Origin of the sequence: Mycobacterium seoulense, assembly GCF_010731595.1 — a bacterium.
GTDB classification, from domain to species: Bacteria; Actinomycetota; Actinomycetes; order Mycobacteriales; family Mycobacteriaceae; genus Mycobacterium; species Mycobacterium seoulense.
Genome location: NZ_AP022582.1, coordinates 478,027 through 495,354, shown reverse-complemented (window position 1 = coordinate 495,354; position 17,328 = coordinate 478,027). Strand labels below are relative to the sequence as shown.

The following is a 17,328-nucleotide window of genomic DNA, read 5'->3' as shown; positions in this document are numbered from 1 at the left end:
GCCCGCGAATCACCAGGTACTGGTGCGCAACACGATCTCGGCGGCCAGCTGTGCCGTCGACTCCTGCACCGTGCGCCTGCCCAGGTGCACGACGCGGTATTCGGCGTAGACATACTGCTGGCTGGCGCGGGCCACCGCACGCGCGGCCGGGGAGCTGTACAGCACCGTGGTGCCGATCTCCACCGGCGGGCAATGCCCGTCGCGAACCACGCCGTCGCGATCGGCCGCCCGCGGATGCCCGCGGTCGATCACCACCAGGCCGACGAACCGGCCCAGCTTCGTGGCCGCCAGCTCCCAGGCCAGGTCGCCGCCGGCGCGGTCGCCCACCACCACGGCCCACCCGATCGCCAAGGCGTCGAGGATGCCGACCACCGATTTGGGGGTCAGGCGCGGGTCGATACCGATGACGACCGTGCGCAGCGAGGCGGTGTGCAGCCGCTCGCACACCGCGTCGTACGCGGCGGGAAGGCGTTGCTCGTCGCCCAGGATGACGACCACGACGCCCTGCTCCGGGCCGGCCACGGCCACCGGGACGGGGAACCCGTCGAGCGTGGTCATCATGGAGGGCACCTACGCACGCTACAGCGGATCGGCGCGCCCGCGCGACGATTTCTTCAACTTCCGTGCGCGCTCGACGGGCTTTGCGTGGCCGCCAATTCTCCCTTTACGGCGCGTCGGCTCGGCGAAAGCCTCAGGGCCGCAATCGGCTTGCGATGTGCGGCCGGTGTGGCGGCGGACCGTCGAGCAGGCCGAGGACGGCGTCGACGTCGAGGTGGGAATCGAGCAGCTCGGCGATCTTGTCGAGCTGCGCATCGCGTCGCGCGGCGACGTCGGTGTCGGCCACGACGAACCCGCCGCGGCCGGCCGCCGCCGCGACACGGGCCAGCCACGCACGGCGGAAGTCGTCGTTGTCGAGCAGGCCGTGCCAGTGCGTGCCGAACACCGCGCCGCGCACCAAGCCGTGCGGCTGACAATCGCGCCCGCCCTCCGCGGCGAACCAGCTGTCCTCGGCGCACCGCGACACCCGCCCGTGGTGAATCTCGTATCCGGCCAGCGGCGGCGGCCACCGGCGCAGAACCTTGGACTCACCGAACGCGATGTCGGCGTCCAACAGCCCCATGCCGGCGACCTCGCCGGCCCCGGATTCCACGGTGTCGTCGATGCGCCGGCACAGCATCTGAAAGCCCCCGCAGATACCCAGCACCGGCTTGCCGGCCGCGGCGTGCGCGGTGATCGCCCCGGCCAGGCCCTGATCGCGCAGCCAGGCCAGGTCGGCGACGGTGGATTTGCTCCCGGGGATCACGATCAGGTCGGTCTCGGCCAGGTCTGCCGGGTCGGTGCTCCAGCGCACCATGACGCCCGGTTCGCAGGCCAGCGCCTCGACGTCGGTGGAGTTGGAGATCCGCGGCAGCCGGATCGCGGCCACCCGCAGCCACTCGCGCCCGCGCGGCGGGGCCGGGGTGCCCACGACCCGGTGCGCGACCACCGACAGCGAGTCCTCGGCGTCCAGCCAGAGTTCGTCGGCGTAGGGCAGCACCCCGTAGGTCGGACGGCCGGTCATCGCGTGCAGCTGCCGCAGTCCGGGTTCCAGCAGCGCGGGGTCCCCCCGGAACTTGTTGACGACGAAGCCGGCGATCAGCGCCTGGTCGTCGGGCTCGAGCACCGCGACCGTCCCGAACAGATGCGCGAGCAGCCCACCGCGGTCGATGTCACCGACCAGGACCACCGGCAGATTCGCCGCCCTCGCCAGGCCCATGTTGGCCAAATCCGTGGAACGCAGGTTGATTTCGGCCGGAGAGCCGGCACCCTCGCAGATGACCGCGTCGAATTCCTCACGCAGGCGAGACAATTCGTCCGCGACGATCCCCGCGAGCCGATCGCGGTGGCGCACATAGCTTGCCGCGGTGACCGAATCGGCGACCTGGCCCCGGATCACCAGCTGCGACGTCCGGTCGCTGCCCGGTTTGAGCAGGATCGGGTTGAACCGCACGCTGGGCTCCAAGCCCGCCGCCCGCGCCTGCACCGCCTGGGCCCGGCCGATCTCCCCGCCCTCGACGGTGACCACGGAGTTGTTGGACATGTTCTGCGCCTTGAACGGCGCCACCCGAACCCCGCGGCGCGCCAGCAGCCGGCACAAGCCCGCGGCCACCACCGACTTCCCGGCATCGGAGCTGGTGCCGGCGACCAGCAGCGCCCCGCTCAAGGGTTCACGGCTGCTTAGATCGAGGTGAGGATTTCGACGCCGGTGTCGGTCACCAGCAGGGTGTGCTCGAACTGCGCGGTCCACTTGCGGTCCTTGGTGACCACCGTCCAGCCGTCGTCCCAGATCTCGTAGTCCAGGCCGCCGAGGTTGATCATCGGTTCGATGGTGAACGTCATCCCCGGCTGCATGATCGTCGTCACCGAGGGCTGGTCGTAGTGCAGCACGACCAGGCCGTTGTGAAACGTCGTGCCGATGCCGTGGCCGGTGAAGTCACGAACCACGTTGTACCCGAACCGATTCGCGTAGGCCTCGATGACGCGGCCCACGACCGACAGCGCCCGCCCCGGCTTGACGGCGTTGATCGCGCGCATCGTCGCCTCGCGGGTCCGCTCCACCAACAGCCGGTGCTCCTCCGCGACGTCGCCGGCCAGGAACGTCGCGTTGGTGTCGCCGTGCACGCCGTCGATGTAGGCCGTGACGTCGATGTTGACGATGTCGCCGTCCTCGACCACCGTCGAATCGGGGATCCCGTGGCAGATGACCTCGTTGAGCGACGTGCAGCACGACTTCGGGAAGCCCTTGTAGCCCAGGGTGGACGGGTAGGCGCCGTGGTCGATCATGTACTCGTGGGCGATCCGGTCCAGTTCGTCGGTCGTCACCCCGGGCGCGACCGCTTTGCCCGCCTCCTGCAGCGCGCCGGCCGCGATGCGGCCGGCGACCCGCATCTTCTCGATCACTTCCGGCGTCTGCACCCACGGCTCGCTGCCTTCGCGGACGGTGGGCTTCCAGGCGTATTCCGGGCGGGGGATGCGGCTGGGCACCGGCAGTGTCGGGGACAACTCTCCAGGAGAAAGCGCGGTGCGAGCGGGCATGGGGCCAGCTTAGCGACGCCGCGCGGCGCGGGCTCGCCCCCGAGCCCCGATCAGCCGAAGCGGCCGCGGATCAACGAGCGCCGTGGCCCCCGGATGGTCACCGAGCCGCACACCACCCGCCCCGTCAGCACGACGTGTGGCCGCCCTTCGCCCGGCGCGTCCTTGCGGCGGTCGCTGGCGCTGCCGACGTAGACCTCCACGTCGTCGATCGACGCGCTGGCGCCCTCGGGCAACCGGATCTCCACCGAGCCGAACCGCATGTCGAGTTCGATGACCACCACCGGGCCCGCGAAGCGCGCCCTGGTCAGGTCGAGTTCGATCGAGCCGAGCCGGCGCACCAACGCCAGGCGGGTGGGCACCGTCCACTCCCCATGGCGTTTCAGGGAGCCGGCCCAGCCGCGCAGCTCGACCCGGTCGGCCGCGGACGTGACGATGGCGCCCGGACCGGGCAGGTCGCCGACCAGCCCGTCCAGCTCGCCGCGGGTCCGGGCGTAGGACACCTGCGACGAACGCTGCTCGAACTCGTCGATATCGATCAGCCCGAGCGCGACGGCGTTGTGCAGTCGCCGCATCGTGCCGTTGCGGTCGGCGTCCGAGACCCGCAACGCCACCATCTCTCCACCGGTCTCAGTCATGGCCCTTCCTGACGCTGAAAACCCTCGGCCCACCCTCGCAACTTACCGCTGCCGGGAGCCTCGCGAGCGTGCGTGTCGGCACGCCGACACGCCGTTGCGGGCGGCATTCCGTGCACGCTCGCCCGGGCGCCCGGGCGTCAGGCCAGGAAGTCCGGCGGCAGGGATTCGAACATCACCTTGGTCATCCGGACCGCGTACTCCGAGCTGCCGCCCCCGACGATCAGCGAGGCGAACGCCAGGTCGCCGCGGTACCCGGCGAACCAGGAATGCGATCCGCCCGGGAACTCGGCCTCGCCCGTCTTCCCGTAGACGGCGCCGCAGCCGGCGATCTCCTTGGCGGTCCCGTTGGTCACCACCAGCCGCATCATGGGCCGCAGGGCGTCCACCATCTTCGGGCTGATCGGGGTGGTGTCGCCCTGAACCGCCGTGGGCCGGCCGGCGATGAGCTGCGGTGTCGGCGTCTTACCGGCGGCGACGGTCGCCGCCACCAGGGCCATGCCGAACGGGCTCGCCAGCACCTTGCCCTGGCCGAAGCCGTCCTCGGTGCGCTCGGCGAGGTCCACCGTCGGCGGCACCGACCCGGTCACCGTGGTGATGCCGTCCACCTGATAGTCCAGGCCGATCCCGTACCGGGTGGCCGCCTGCGTCAGGCCCCGGGGCGGCAGCCTGCTGCTGAGCTCGGCGAACGTGGTGTTGCAGGAACTGGCGAACGCCCGCGACATCGGCACCACGCCCAGGTCGAAGCCGCCGTAGTTGGGGATGGTGCGGTGCCCGATGTCGAGATGGCCCGGGCAGCCCAGCATGGTGTTCGGGGTGGCCATGTCGCGGTCGACGGCGGCGCCCGCGGTCACCATCTTGAACGTCGACCCCGGCGGGAACAGCCCGGTGGTGGCCACCAGGCCGTCCGCGTCGGCGCCGCCGTTCTGGGCGATCGCCAGGATCTCCCCGGTCGACGGCTTGATCACGACCATCATGGCTTTGCCGCCGCGGGTGTCCACCGCGCGCTGGGCGGCGTTCTGCACCACCCGGTCGAGCGTGATCGAGACCGACGGCGCCGGCGACCCCGGCACCTCGTGCAGGACTTCGACCTCGACACCGTTCTGGTTGACGCTGACCACCCGCCAGCCGGCCTCGCCGTCGAGTTGGTCGGCCACGGCCTTCTTCACCTCGGATATGACGGCCGGCGCGAAATGCGGGTCGGTCGGCAGCATCTCGGGCTGCGGGGTGACCACGACGCCGGGCAGCCGGCCGATCGCCGGGAAGACCTTGTCGTTGTCGTCGGGGTGCAGCGTCACCAGATCCAGCTGCTTCGTCGCCGAGCTGGCCTGCTCGGCGAGCAACTGCGGGTCGTTCAGCGCCCCGTTGAAGGGGTGCAGGACGTCGACGATCGCGTGTGCCGTCCCGATCAGTGCGGCCCCGGATCCGGCCTGGGTGGCATCCAGCGTGTAGTGGTACAGGTAGCCGGGAACCAGCACGTCGCTGCCGCCGAGCTCGTTCACCGAGGCGCGCCGCGGCGCGTCGGCCCGCAGTGCGAACGTCTGATGCTCGCCCAGTTTGGGGTGCAGGTCGGTGGTGGTCCAGCGGACCTCCCAGCGCCCCTCGTCGCGCGCCATTTTCAGCTGGCCGTCGTAGGTCCAGGTCCGGTTCTTGGGCAGGTGCCAGGTGAAGCGATAGCCGACCGTGCCGGTGTCCTCGGCGTATTTGGCGTTGAGGATCTGCGTGTCGAGGTGGCTCGCCTGCAGCCCCGCCCACGCCGCGTTGAGCGCTTCGCGGGCCTCGTTGGGGTTGTCGCTGAGTTGGGCGGCCGTGGCGGTGTCGCCGACCGCCAGCGCGCCGAAGAATCTCTCCGCCGCCGGGCCGGGGCCCTCGGGCCGCGGGGTGCAGCCGGACAGGGCCACGGCCGCGACGAGCAGCACACCGGACATCCCCGATGCTGCTGATACCAGTGTGCTTTTTGTTGCCATCGTTACAGATGTTATGAACGGTGGCGGCGGCATCGGCGCAGACACACCGAGACCGAAGCGTTACGGGCGCGTGGCGCGCGACCGCGGGAGACGGCTAGTCGAGCAAGACCGTCGCGAAAGTGCCCACCTCGGCGAAGCCGACGCGGGCATACGCGGCGCGGGCCACGGTGTTGAAGCTGTTCACGTAGAGGCTGGCGGTGCGCCCGCTGCCGACGATCACGGCGGCCACGGTCGCGGTGCCGGCGGTGCCGATGCCCAGGCCCCGCCACTCCGGGTGCACCCAAACCCCCTGGATCTGGCCGACACCCGGCGACTGCGAGCCCACCTCGGCCTTGAAGACGACCTGGCCATGCTCGAAGCGGGCCCAGGCACGGCCGGCCGCGATCAGGCTTGCGACGCGCCGCCGGTACCCGCGGCCGCCGTCGCCGATGCGGGGGTCGACGCCCACCTCGCCGATGAACATGTCCACGGCCGCCACCAGATAGGCGTCCAGCTCGTCCGGCCGGACCTGGCGCACCCCGGCGTCGATGTCGCAGTCGGGGTGGCGCGACAGCGCCAGCAGCGGCTGGTGGTCGCGCACGTCGCGGGCCGGGCCCCACGCGGACTCCAGCCGCTCCCACATCCGCATCACCAGGTCGGCCCTGCCGACCAGCGACGAGCACCGGCGCGTCCCGCTCATCGCCTCGTCCGCGAAGGCGTCCATGTCGGCCGGCGCGCCGCGCAGCGGGATCAGGTTGGCGCCGGCGAAGCACAGCGACTCCTCCGCACCGCGCAACGTCCACAGCTCGCCGCCGATGGAGTTCGGGTCGATGCCGTGGTCCGCGACCCGGGCCGCGACCATGCACGACCCGACCGGGTCCTCCTCGAACACCCGCCACACTGCGGCGGCGTCGCGCACCACAGACACCCGTCGCTCGCCGACAAGGCGGAAGAGGGGCGGAGCCGACATCTGGCGAACTCTCTGTGCTGCGAACTAACGGACCGGCAGCCGGAAACCGGCCCCCATCAGCTTACGGTCACGATCGGCGAACCGCTTGATGTTGTGTCAGGACCGTGATCGACACCCATCTCGGAGGCGAGCCGCATGGCCTCCTCGATCAACGTCTCGACGATCTGGGCTTCCGGCACGGTCTTGATCACTTCACCGCGAACGAAGATCTGCCCCTTGCCGTTTCCCGACGCGACGCCCAGGTCGGCCTCGCGCGCCTCGCCCGGGCCGTTCACCACGCACCCCATCACCGCCACCCGCAGCGGCACGTCGAGGCCCTCCAGCCCGGCGGTGACCTCGTTGGCCAGGGTGTAGACGTCGACCTGCGCGCGACCGCAGGACGGGCAGGACACGATCTCCAGTCCGCGCGGCCGCAGGTTCAGCGACTCCAGAATCTGGTTGCCGACCTTGACCTCTTCGACCGGCGGCGCGGACAGCGACACCCGGATGGTGTCGCCGATCCCCCGCGACAGCAGCGCGCCGAAGGCCACCGCGGACTTGATGGTGCCCTGGAACGCCGGACCGGCCTCGGTGACGCCCAGGTGCAGCGGATAGTCGCATTGGGCGGCCAGCTGCTCGTAGGCGGCGACCATCACCACGGGATCGTTGTGCTTGACGCTGATCTTGATGTTGCCGAAGCCGTGGTCCTCGAACAGCGAGGCCTCCCACAGCGCGGACTCGACCAGCGCCTCGGCGGTGGCCTTGCCGTACTTCTCCAGGAAGCGCTTGTCCAGCGAGCCCGCGTTGACGCCGATGCGGATCGGGATGCCGGCCGCGGCGGCGGCCTTGGCCACCTCGCCCACCCGGCCGTCGAACTCCTTGATGTTGCCGGGGTTCACCCGCACCGCGGCGCACCCCGCGTCGATGGCGGCGAAGATGTACTTCGGCTGGAAGTGGATGTCGGCGATCACCGGGATCTGGCTGTGCCGGGCGATCTCGGCCAGCGCGTCGGCGTCCTCCTGCCGCGGGCAGGCCACCCGCACGATGTCGCATCCGGCGGCGGTCAGTTCCGCGATCTGCTGCAGTGTGGTGTTGACGTCGTGGGTCTTGGTGGTGCACATCGACTGCACGGAAATCGGATAGTCGCTGCCCACCCCGACGTCGCGGACCATGAGTTGGCGCGTCTTGCGCCGGGGGGCGAGCGTGGGCGCCGGCGCGTCCGGCATGCCCAGGCCAATGGTCACAGTCTTGGTTTCCTTTGGTCGATTACTGGAAGAGGGTGATGGGATTCACCAGATCCGCGGTGACGGTCAGCAGCATGTACCCGACCACGAACACCAGCACCACGTACGTGGCGGGCATCAGCTTGAGGTAGTTCACCGGCGCGGCCGCGACCATGCCGCGGGCCGACCGGATCATGTTGCGGACCTTCTCGAACAGCGCAACGGCGATGTGCCCGCCGTCGAAGGGCAGCAGCGGCACCAGGTTGATCGCGCCCAGGATCAGGTTCAGCTGGGCCAGGAAGAACCAGAACGCCATCCACAGCCCGTGATCGACGGTCTCGCCGCCGATGATGCTGGCTCCCACGACGCTCATCGGTGTCTGCGGGTCGCGCTGCCCACCGCCGATGGCGTGCACCAGGGCACCCACCTTGGTGGGGATCGTGACCAGCGCCTTGCCCACCTCCTTGGTCAGGTCGGCCGCGAAGGCGACGGTGGCGGGAACCGCGGTGAGCGCGTTGTAGTGCGTGGGCTGAAGCTTCTGCGCGCCGACGCCCATGGCGCCTACCGTGGCGGGTTCGGGCTTGGCGCCCTCTGCCTTGGTGACGTAGCGCTGGGTGGGCGTCACGTCCACGTAGGTGGTGATCGGTGTGCCGTTGCGCTCGACCACGACGGGGACGCTGCCGTGCAGTTTGCGGACCGCGGCCGCCATGTCGTCGAAGCTGGAGACCTTGGTGTCACCGACCTTGACCACGACGTCGCCGGGACGGATCCCGGCCAGGGCCGCCGGACCCGGTCCGGCGCAGTCGGCGACCTTACCGGGACTCACTTCCGGTGCGACGCAAGCGGTTTCGCCGACGACGGCCCGGGTGTCGGGGTGCAGGTTCGGCAGCCCCCAGACCAGCGCGATGCCGTAGATCAGGACCAGGCAAATCACGAAGTTCATGCCGGGGCCGGCGAACAGCACCGCGACGCGCTTCCAGACGGCTTGCTTGAACATCGCCCGGTCGGTCTCGTCGGGGGCCAGCTCCTCGACCGAGGTCATCCCGGCGATGTCGCAGAAGCCGCCCAGGGGCACGGCCTTGAGGCCGTACTCGGTCTCGCCACGCCGCGTCGACCACAGGGTGGGCCCGAACCCGACGAAATAGCGGCGGACCTTCATGCCGGTGGCACGGGCGACCCACATGTGGCCACACTCGTGCAGGGCCACCGAGATCAGGATGGCAACGGCGAACAGCACAATGCCGATAACGAACATCATCTCCGCTGCAGGACCTTTCTCACACCATTCCGGAGGCGTTGACGGACGCCTCGGTGGGCCGTGCGTGTGCGACAGCGCGTCGCGCCCGCTCCCGCGCCCAGCGCTGCGCGTCTAGTACCTCATCCACGTTAGCGGGTGAAACCGCCCACTGGTCGGCGGCGTGCAGCACCTCGGCGATGGTTTCGACGATGACGGGGAATCCCACCCGGCCCTCGAGGAACGCCGCCGCCGCCTCCTCGTTGGCCGCGTTGTACACGGCGGTCATGCAGCCGCCGGTCTGGCCGGCATGCCGCGCCAGGTCCACGGCGGGGAATACCTCGCTGTCCAGCGGTTCGAATTCCCAGCTAGAGGCGGTGCTGAAGTCGCACGACGCGGCCACCCCGGGGACCCGGCGGGGCCAGCCCAGGGCCAGCGAGATGGGCAGCCTCATGTCCGGCGGGCTGGCCTGGGCGATGGTCGACCCGTCGACGAACGTGACCATCGAGTGAACAATCGACTGCGGGTGCACGACGACCTCGATGCGGTCGTACGGGATGCCGAACAGCAGGTGCGTTTCGATGAGTTCGAGCCCCTTGTTGACCAGCGAGGCCGAGTTCAGCGTGTTCATCGGGCCCATCGACCAGGTCGGGTGGGCCCCCGCCTGTTCGGGGGTGACCCCCTCGAGCTGGGCGGCGGTCCAGCCGCGGAACGGCCCGCCGGAGGCGGTGAGCACCAGCTTGGCGACCTCCTCGGGGGTGCCGCCGCGCAGGCATTGGGCCAGCGCGGAGTGCTCGGAGTCGACGGGCACGATCTGACCCGGCCGCGCCGCCCGCAACACCAGCGGGCCACCGGCGATCAGCGACTCCTTGTTGGCCAGCGCCAGCCTGGCCCCCGATTCCAGCGCCGCCAGCGTCGGCCGCAGGCCCAGCGCGCCCACCAGCGCGTTGAGGACGACGTCGGCCTGGGTGTCTTCGACCAGGCGGGTGACCGCGTCGGGGCCGCGGTACGGGGCCTCGGCGATCTGCGCCGCGCGTTCGTCGGCGACGGCGACGTTGGTGACCCCCGTCTCGGCGCGCTGGCGCAGCAGGGTGTCCAGGTTCGCGCCCCCCGCGGCCAGGCCGACCACCTCGAAGCGGTCCGGATGGGCCGCGATCACCTCCAGCGCCTGGGTGCCGATCGACCCGGTGCTGCCCAGCACCAGCACGCGCAGGCGGCCGTCGGGTGTCGCGGTTGTCACTCACTCATTGTGCCCCGCTCGAAGAGTCCGCGACGGCTGCGGGACCACGCCGCGGGTATGCCAGAATCGCTGCAGAAGCGACGAAAGGGATTCACCGTGGCCAGTACCGAGGTGGAACAGTTCACCGGCGTCGACACCGTCGAGGTGCCGTCGGCGGCGTGGGGTTGGAGCAGGATCAACCACCGCACGTGGCACATCACCGGTCTGGTCATCATCGTGTTCCTGCTGGCGATGCTGCGCGGCAACCACGTCGGCCATATCGAGAACTGGTTCCTGATCGGGTTCGCCACCCTGGCGCTCGTCGCCCTGGTCCGCGACCTGTGGGGCCGCCGCCGCGGCTGGATCAGGTAGCCGCCACACCCCGATGCCCTAGCGTTGCGCCCGCCGGTACCAGGCGCCGCCGAGCGCGACGACGGCCAAGGCGAACAGGGCCGCCAGCCAAGGCCACATCCCGTGCTGATGCACCCAGCCGGCCAGCGTCCCCTGCACGCGTCCGGCCGCGGTGATCACCGCATCCTGCGGTTGGGCGTTCGGGCCCAATAGGCGCAGCTCGTAGCAACCGTAGTAGGCCACGTAGAGACCGACCAGCAACAGCAGCGCGCCACTGATCCGGTCAACGAACGGCAGGATGCGCCGCAGCCGGTCCACCATCGCCGAGCTCGCGGTAGCGGCGGCAACGGCGAGTACGCCGACGATCAGGGTCAGGCCCCCGATGTAGGCGAGGTAGATCGACACCGCCTTCACGATCGATCCGCCCCGGAGGCCGGCCGCGGTGACCGCCAGAAACGGCCCGATCGTGCACGACAGGGAGGCGATCGCGTAGCTGACGCCATACCCGTACATGGAGCCGAGCCGCACGGTGGGTGCCCGCCGCGGGCCCAGCGGCCGAGGGGTGAGCGCCGACAGCCGGCGGCCCGACATCAGCCACCCGCCGAGCGCCACGAGCACGACGCCGACGATCACCGTGGCGTACGGCAGGTACCGCTGTACGGTCGCGGCCGCCGATACCGTCAGCGCGCCGAACAAGCCGAACACCGTGAGGAAGCCGAGCGCCATCCCGGCGGTGGCTGCCAGCGCCCGCCCGGCGGCGGTCAAGCCCGGCGACACTCCCGCTCGCTCGCCGGGGCGCTGACCTCGCACCACCAGCAGCAGGTAGACGGGCAGCATGGCGAAGCCACAGGGGTTCAGGGCCGCCACCAACCCGGCGGCGAAGGCCAGGCCGACGAGGCCCTGATCCACGAGGTCAGGACCTCAGTGCGGCTACCCGGTCGGACAGCTCCTGCTGCGACATCGCCGAGGTCGGGTTGTTCACGAAGGTCGAGCTGCCGTCCGCCCGGTAGAACACGTAAGCGGGCTGCCAGGGGACGTTGTACCGGGCCCAGAGCGCCCCGTCGGTGTCGTTGAGATTGGTGAAATTCAGGTTGTACTTGGCGACGAAATTCTGCATCGCAGCCACGTCCGAATGGGCCGCGACGCCGACGAAAGTCACGCCGGGATTGGCGGCCGCCACCTGGCTGACGCCTGGGGCCTCGGCGTTGCAGAACGGGCACCACGGCGTCCAGAACCACAGCACCGCGGGCTTGCCCTGCAGGCTGGCCCCGTTGAACGGCGCACCACTGAGGGTCGTCGCCGTGAATTGCAGACGGTCGTCGGCGGCCACGGCGCGCGACGCGTTGCCCACGCCGACAGTCCACATGACCGCGATCAGCACCGCGGCAAACGCATTGCTCAGGGTTGAACGGTGAATCCTCATGGCGCACCTCGTTTGCTGGAGTCCTGCCTTACTCGACGGGGCAGGAGCTCGCCCGGTTCATCCCTACCCGCCCTCGGCGGCCAGCTGTCCGCAGGCGGTCGTTGATGCGCCTGCGCTCCAGCTACCCGCCCTCGGCGGCCAGCTGTCCGCAGGCGGTCGTTGATGCGCCTGCGCTCCAGCTACCCGCCCTCGGCGGCCAGCTGTCCGCAGGCGGCGCTGATCTCGCGCCCGCGCGTGTCCCGGACCGTGCACGACACCCCCTGTGCCCGCACCCGCCGGACGAACTCCCGCTCCACCGGCTTGGGGCTGGCGTCCCACTCGCTGCCCGGCGTCGGGTTGAGCGGGATCAGGTTGACGTGCACCAGCGGGCCCAGCGCCCGATGCAGGCGTCTACCCAGCAGGTCGGCCCGCCACGGCTGGTCGTTGACGTCGCGGATCAACGCGTACTCCACCGACACCCGGCGGCCGGTGACGTCGGCGTAGTAGCGGGCGGCGTCCAGCGCCTCGGTGATCTTCCACCGGTTGTTGACCGGCACGAGCGTGTCACGCAGTTCGTCGTCGGGCGCGTGCAACGACAGCGCCAGCGTCACGCCGAGCCGCTCGTCGGCCAGTTTGCGGATGGCCGGGGCCAGGCCGACCGTCGAGACCGTGACCGAGCGGGCCGAGATGCCGAAGCCGTGCGGCGGCGCTTCGGTGATGCGACGGACCGCGGCCAGCACCCTGGCGTAGTTGGCCAGCGGCTCCCCCATGCCCATGAAGACGATGTTGGAGAGCCGATCGCCGAAGTCGTCGCGCAGGGCGACGGCGGCGGAACGGACCTGCTCCAGGATCTCCGCGGTCGACAGGTTGCGGGTCAGTCCCCCCTGCCCGGTCGCACAGAACGGGCAGGCCATGCCGCAGCCGGCCTGCGACGAGATGCACACGGTGTTGCGCTGCGGATAGCGCATCAGCACCGACTCGAAGGTCGTCCCATCGGTGCCGCGCCACAACGTCTTTCGGGTCTGCCCGGCATCGCAGGTGACCTCGGCGGCCGAGGTCAGCAGGCGCGGGAACATCGCCTCGGCGACCCGGTCCCGCACCGCCGCCGGCAGGTCGGTCATCTCGCGGGGGTCGGCGATCAGGCGGCCGTAGTACTGATGCGCCAGCTGCTTGGCGCGGAACGCCGGCAGGCCCAGCTCGGCGACCGCCGACGCGCGGCCTTCCGCGTCCAGGTCGGCCAGGTGCCGCGGCGGCCTGCTGGGGCGGGGTTCGGTGAAAACCAGTTGTTGGACCATGACCAGTCCAGTATCGGCCCTGTCAGGGTACGAGCGTCAGCACCGTCCACGCGGCGACCGCCGACGGGAGCACGCCGTCGAGCCGGTCCATCAGACCGCCGTGGCCGGGCAGCAAGCGGCCCATGTCTTTGATGCCGAGGTCGCGCTTGATCTGGGACTCGACGAGATCGCCGAGCGTGCAGGTCAGCACCAGGACGACGCCCAGCAGCGCTCCGATCCAGGGCGGCTTGCCGGCCAGGAACGTCGCCGTCAGAATCGCCGCGGTGATGCCGAAGAAGAGCGAACCGGCGAGACCCTCCCAGGACTTCTTCGGGCTGATTGCGGGAACCATCGGGTGCTTGCCCAGCAGCACGCCCACGGCGTAGCCGCCCACGTCGGAGGCGACGACGGTGACCATCAGGCAGAAGACCCGGCCCGCGCCGTCCTTCGGGTAGACCAGCATGGCGCCGAAGGAGGCGAACAGCGGCACCCACGCGGCCAGGAACACGGTGGCCGAGGCGTCACGCAGATAATTCGCCGACGGCGAACCGGCGAACGGCTCGGGCCGCTTGCTGTTGTCCTGCATGAACAGCCGCCACACGTTGCAGACCACCACGGTGGCACCGAACCCGGCCAGGGCGCCGGCGGCATGATAGGGCCACGTCAGCCAGAGGGTGACCTGGCCGCCGATCAGCAGCGGGATGAGCGGGATGACGTACCCGGCCTCGCCCAGCCGCCGCGCCACCTCGAGGGTGGCGACGAAGATGGCGAGCGCGACGATGGGAACCCAGAAGCGCGGCGCGAAAATGAGCGTCACGATCAGCACGCCGCCGATGCCCGCGCCCACCGCGATGGCGGCGCGCAGATCGCGTCCCGCGCGGGACGTCTTCTTGGCCGGCTGCTGCATGGTGTTCTTGCCCTCACGCCGCGGCTCGTCGGGCGGGCTGGCTGCGCCGGTGGTTGCCACGGACCTGGGTGAACTCAACTGCTGGGCGGTCGCTAGACCTCCAGCAGCTCGCCTTCTTTGTGCTTGACCAGGTCTTCGATCTGGGTGATGTACTGGTGCGTGGTCTTGTCCAGGTCTTTTTCCGCCCGACCGACCTCGTCCTCGCCGGCCTCGCCGTCCTTGCGAATCCGGTGCAACTCTTCCATCGCCTTGCGCCGGATGTTGCGCACCGACACCTTGGCGTCTTCCCCCTTGCCCTTGGCCTGTTTGACCAGCTCCCGGCGCCGCTCCTCGGTCAGCTGCGGCACCGCCACCCGGATGAGGGTGCCGTCGTTGGTCGGGTTGACGCCCAGATCGGAGTTGCGGATCGCCGTTTCGATCGCGCCGAGCTGACTGGACTCGTAGGGCTTGATCACCACGAGCCGCGCCTCGGGCACGTTGATGCTGGCCAGCTGAGTGATGGGGGTGGTGGCGCCGTAGTAGTCGATGACGACCCGGGAGAACATGCCCGGGTTGGCGCGCCCGGTCCGGATGCTTGACAGGTCGTCACGGGCCACCGCCACGGCCTTCTCCATTTTCTCTTCCGCGTCGAAGAGAGCCTCGTCAATCATTGCGCCGCTCCTTCTCATCGCTACGCTCTGCATCGTCGCCAGCGCGAATCATCGTTCGCTCTTCCCCTCAGGTGGTGACCAGTGTCCCGATTTTCTCACCGGCGACCGCGCGGGCGATATTGCCATTGGTCAGCAGGTTGAACACCAGGATCGGCATGCCATTGTCCATGCAGAGGCTGAACGCGGTGGCGTCGGCCACTCGCAGGCCCCTGTCGATGACCTCACGATGGCTGATCGCGGCGATGAGCTCGGCTTGCGGGTCATGGCGGGGGTCCGCGGAGAACACCCCGTCGACCGCCTTGGCCATCAAGACGACCTCGGCACCGATCTCCAGCGCCCGCTGCGCGGCCGTGGTGTCGGTGGAGAAGTAGGGCAGTCCCATGCCGGCCCCGAAAATCACCACCCGCCCCTTCTCCAGGTGGCGGACGGCGCGCAGCGGCAGGTACGGCTCGGCGACCTGACCCATGGTGATCGCGGTCTGCACGCGGGTGACGATGCCCTCCTTTTCCAGGAAGTCCTGCAGCGCCAGGCTGTTCATGACCGTGCCGAGCATGCCCATGTAGTCCGAACGGGTGCGTTCCATGCCGCGCTGCTGCAGCTGCGCGCCGCGGAAGAAGTTGCCGCCACCGATCACGACGGCGACCTGGACGCCGTCGCGGACCACCTCGGCTATCTGGCGTGCCACCCGCGCCACGACATCGGGGTCCAGGCCGACCTGGCCGCCGCCGAACATCTCGCCGCCGAGCTTGAGCAACACCCTGGAGTACTTGGGCCGCGTTCGCGGCTGCCCGGCAGCTGATCCATTCTCCGGTGTCGTCGGCTCCGGCTGTGGAGCCGCCGCGCCGGCGGCTTGGGGCTCCCTGGACTCCGTCATCAGGCTCCTCGCATGAGAGTGCCATCCCGGGCTGACCCCATCCGGAACGGCATTTCACATCCTGCCCCATCGCAGCACAACGCGGCATCGCCGGGGTGCGTTATGCGCAGAGTTCGCGCCGAGGGCGGCCTTTCGCGGCCGGGGGCCACTAAGGCCTGACGGCGGCGCCTGCTGCGCCAGCGTCCGGATGTTTGAGCCATGGCCGACACGGGGAATCCGCACCATCGCGGGGGAATTCACGGCCTTGAGAAAACACGGGCCAGCCTCGCCGCGCCGGTCGCCTCGGCGATCGGCAGTGAGCACGGATCGCTCAACGTACGCCAACGAGAGGAACTAATTCCATGGCGGACAACAACTCGGGACCTGCTGAAGCAGTCAAGGGCGTCGTCGAGGACGTCAAGGGCAAGGCCAAGGAGGCCGTCGGCGCGGTGGCCGGTCGTGACGACCTCACCCGCGAGGGCCAGGCCCAGCAGGACAAGGCGGAAGCACAGCGCGACGCGGCCAAGAAGGAAGCCGAGGCCGAGGCGGCGCGCGGCGGCGCCAAGGCCGCTGAGGAGCGCCAGAAGGCCAATCAGTAGCTTGCTGGGAGGATGGGTCCGGTCCGTGAAAACGGACCGGGCCCATCGACTTTTCCAGGTCAAGTCGGTCGCGCCCGGTTAGCCGGGCCGGATCGCGGCGCGGATCGCGCCAAAGCAGTGTGCTTAATTTCGCGGCGAGCGGGTAATCATCGCTGCGCTGGCAGACATCTCCCATGAGGTGCCTTCGAGCCGGGGGGAGGGCAAATGGATCCACCGAGAGTTTTCGGGAGATGTCGTTGGACGTTCTACTGCTCACCGACGCGGAGGACTTCGACCGGGCTCTGCCGGCCCTGACGTCGTTCGCGCGCATCAAGGGGCGCGCTCCCCTGACCGGTTCGGCCCACGGGCCCGACCATTGCGGCGACGTCGCGATCGTCGATGCCCGTGGCGACCTGGCGGCGGCCCAGGAGGCCTGCCGGCGCCTGACCACCGCGACCCCCGCCACCGCGGTGGTGGCCCTGGTCGCGCGGCCCGACGACGGGCCAACCGTCGACGACTGGAATGTCGACGACGTCATGCCGCCCGGCACCAACGGCGACGAGCTGCAGGAGCGGCTGCGGCGCGCGATCGCGCAGCGACGCAGCGCGATCAACGGCAGTTTGCGATTCGGCGCGCTGCTCCTGCACCCGACCAGCTTCTCCGGGTCGCTGGAGGGCAAGGACCTGGGGCTGACGCTGACCGAGTTCAAACTGCTGAGTTTCCTTGTGCAGCATGCCGGCCGGCCCTTTGCGCGGACCCGCCTGATGCACGAGGCTTGGGGCTACGACAGCAACGGCCGGGTCCGTTCGGTCGACGTCCATATCCGACGGTTGCGCGCCAAGCTGGGACCTCGCCACCAGTCGATGATCAACACGGTCCGGGGCGTGGGCTACATGGCGGCGACCCCACCGCATCCGGAATGGATCGTCAGCGACTCGACGCTGACATCGATGTGGACGACGACAACAGCCGCGCCGGACTCGGTCGCGCGTTAGCGCGGCTGTCATCGATCCCGAATGTCCCCGAATGTCGTTG

At 69.9% G+C, this 17,328-nt stretch carries 18 protein-coding genes; 3 read left to right on the top strand and 15 right to left on the bottom strand.

Translation table 11 applies throughout. The features are described 5' to 3' along the window. Window positions 1–9 precede the first annotated feature (9 nt). From G6N37_RS02435 to dxr, 9 genes are all read right to left on the bottom strand, one after another. Window positions 10–561, bottom strand: coding sequence for an alpha/beta hydrolase (locus tag G6N37_RS02435; RefSeq protein WP_163684501.1), 552 nt, complete (start codon window positions 559–561; stop codon window positions 10–12). Between the two features lie 130 nt (window positions 562–691). Further along, window positions 692–2,203, bottom strand: coding sequence for a cobyric acid synthase (locus G6N37_RS02430; RefSeq protein ID WP_163675420.1), 1,512 nt, complete (start codon window positions 2,201–2,203; stop codon window positions 692–694). Between the two features lie 14 nt (window positions 2,204–2,217). Continuing rightward, complete coding sequence (map, locus tag G6N37_RS02425) at window positions 2,218–3,075, bottom strand: type I methionyl aminopeptidase (protein WP_163675417.1); 858 nt, start codon at window positions 3,073–3,075, stop codon at window positions 2,218–2,220. A 50-nt stretch (window positions 3,076–3,125) separates the two neighbouring features. Further along, window positions 3,126–3,710 (bottom strand): DUF1707 SHOCT-like domain-containing protein, encoded by a 585-nt coding sequence (locus G6N37_RS02420; RefSeq protein ID WP_163675415.1) that lies wholly within the window; start codon window positions 3,708–3,710, stop codon window positions 3,126–3,128. A gap of 137 nt (window positions 3,711–3,847) precedes the next feature. Continuing rightward, complete coding sequence (locus tag G6N37_RS02415) at window positions 3,848–5,674, bottom strand: penicillin-binding transpeptidase domain-containing protein (RefSeq protein WP_163675412.1); 1,827 nt, start codon at window positions 5,672–5,674, stop codon at window positions 3,848–3,850. A 94-nt stretch (window positions 5,675–5,768) separates the two neighbouring features. After that, window positions 5,769–6,623: a GNAT family N-acetyltransferase gene (locus G6N37_RS02410; RefSeq protein ID WP_163675409.1), complete on the bottom strand. Its 855-nt coding sequence runs from the start codon at window positions 6,621–6,623 to the stop codon at window positions 5,769–5,771. 56 nt (window positions 6,624–6,679) lie between these two features. Continuing rightward, window positions 6,680–7,846, bottom strand: a complete 1,167-nt coding sequence (gene ispG, locus G6N37_RS02405) for a flavodoxin-dependent (E)-4-hydroxy-3-methylbut-2-enyl-diphosphate synthase (RefSeq protein ID WP_163675406.1) — start codon at window positions 7,844–7,846, stop codon at window positions 6,680–6,682. 22 nt (window positions 7,847–7,868) lie between these two features. Then, the gene (locus tag G6N37_RS02400) at window positions 7,869–9,083 is read right to left on the bottom strand and encodes a M50 family metallopeptidase (RefSeq protein WP_163675404.1); all 1,215 of its coding nucleotides are present in this window, start codon (window positions 9,081–9,083) and stop codon (window positions 7,869–7,871) included. 19 nt (window positions 9,084–9,102) lie between these two features. Continuing rightward, the gene (dxr, locus tag G6N37_RS02395; RefSeq protein ID WP_163675401.1) at window positions 9,103–10,299 is read right to left on the bottom strand and encodes a 1-deoxy-D-xylulose-5-phosphate reductoisomerase; all 1,197 of its coding nucleotides are present in this window, start codon (window positions 10,297–10,299) and stop codon (window positions 9,103–9,105) included. 96 nt (window positions 10,300–10,395) lie between these two features. On the opposite strand from dxr, the gene G6N37_RS02390 reads away from it, so the two are divergent. Then, window positions 10,396–10,650: a DUF2631 domain-containing protein gene (locus G6N37_RS02390; protein ID WP_179961875.1), complete on the top strand. Its 255-nt coding sequence runs from the start codon at window positions 10,396–10,398 to the stop codon at window positions 10,648–10,650. 18 nt (window positions 10,651–10,668) lie between these two features. Here G6N37_RS02390 and G6N37_RS02385 read toward each other — a convergent pair whose 3' ends face one another. The 6 genes from G6N37_RS02385 to pyrH all read right to left on the bottom strand — a co-directional run bounded on the left by G6N37_RS02385 (window position 10,669) and on the right by pyrH (window position 15,736). Beyond that, complete coding sequence (locus tag G6N37_RS02385) at window positions 10,669–11,538, bottom strand: cytochrome c biogenesis CcdA family protein (RefSeq protein ID WP_163675396.1); 870 nt, start codon at window positions 11,536–11,538, stop codon at window positions 10,669–10,671. Window positions 11,539–11,542: 4 nt separating this feature from the next. Then, window positions 11,543–12,052 (bottom strand): protein disulfide oxidoreductase, encoded by a 510-nt coding sequence (locus G6N37_RS02380; protein ID WP_163675393.1) that lies wholly within the window; start codon window positions 12,050–12,052, stop codon window positions 11,543–11,545. Between the two features lie 179 nt (window positions 12,053–12,231). Then, window positions 12,232–13,326: a 23S rRNA (adenine(2503)-C(2))-methyltransferase RlmN gene (gene rlmN, locus G6N37_RS02375; RefSeq protein WP_163675390.1), complete on the bottom strand. Its 1,095-nt coding sequence runs from the start codon at window positions 13,324–13,326 to the stop codon at window positions 12,232–12,234. 22 nt (window positions 13,327–13,348) lie between these two features. Continuing rightward, entirely contained in the window at window positions 13,349–14,212 is an 864-nt protein-coding gene (locus tag G6N37_RS02370) for a phosphatidate cytidylyltransferase (protein ID WP_163684499.1), read from the bottom strand. Between the two features lie 92 nt (window positions 14,213–14,304). Further along, window positions 14,305–14,862 carry a ribosome recycling factor gene (frr, locus tag G6N37_RS02365; RefSeq protein ID WP_163675387.1) on the bottom strand — a complete coding sequence of 186 codons (558 nt, stop codon included), beginning with the start codon at window positions 14,860–14,862 and terminating at the stop codon, window positions 14,305–14,307. A 67-nt stretch (window positions 14,863–14,929) separates the two neighbouring features. Continuing rightward, a complete protein-coding gene (gene pyrH / locus G6N37_RS02360) occupies window positions 14,930–15,736 on the bottom strand; it encodes a UMP kinase (RefSeq protein ID WP_163675384.1) in 807 nt (268 codons plus the stop codon). 341 nt (window positions 15,737–16,077) lie between these two features. Here pyrH and mbp1 point away from each other — a divergent pair, with 341 nt between their 5' ends. Both mbp1 and G6N37_RS02350 read left to right on the top strand, forming a co-directional pair. After that, the gene (mbp1, locus tag G6N37_RS02355; protein ID WP_046186783.1) at window positions 16,078–16,314 is read left to right on the top strand and encodes a microaggregate-binding protein 1; all 237 of its coding nucleotides are present in this window, start codon (window positions 16,078–16,080) and stop codon (window positions 16,312–16,314) included. 230 nt (window positions 16,315–16,544) lie between these two features. After that, window positions 16,545–17,288, top strand: a complete 744-nt coding sequence (locus G6N37_RS02350) for a winged helix family transcriptional regulator (protein ID WP_163675381.1) — start codon at window positions 16,545–16,547, stop codon at window positions 17,286–17,288. The last annotated feature ends 40 nt before the right edge of the window (window positions 17,289–17,328 follow it).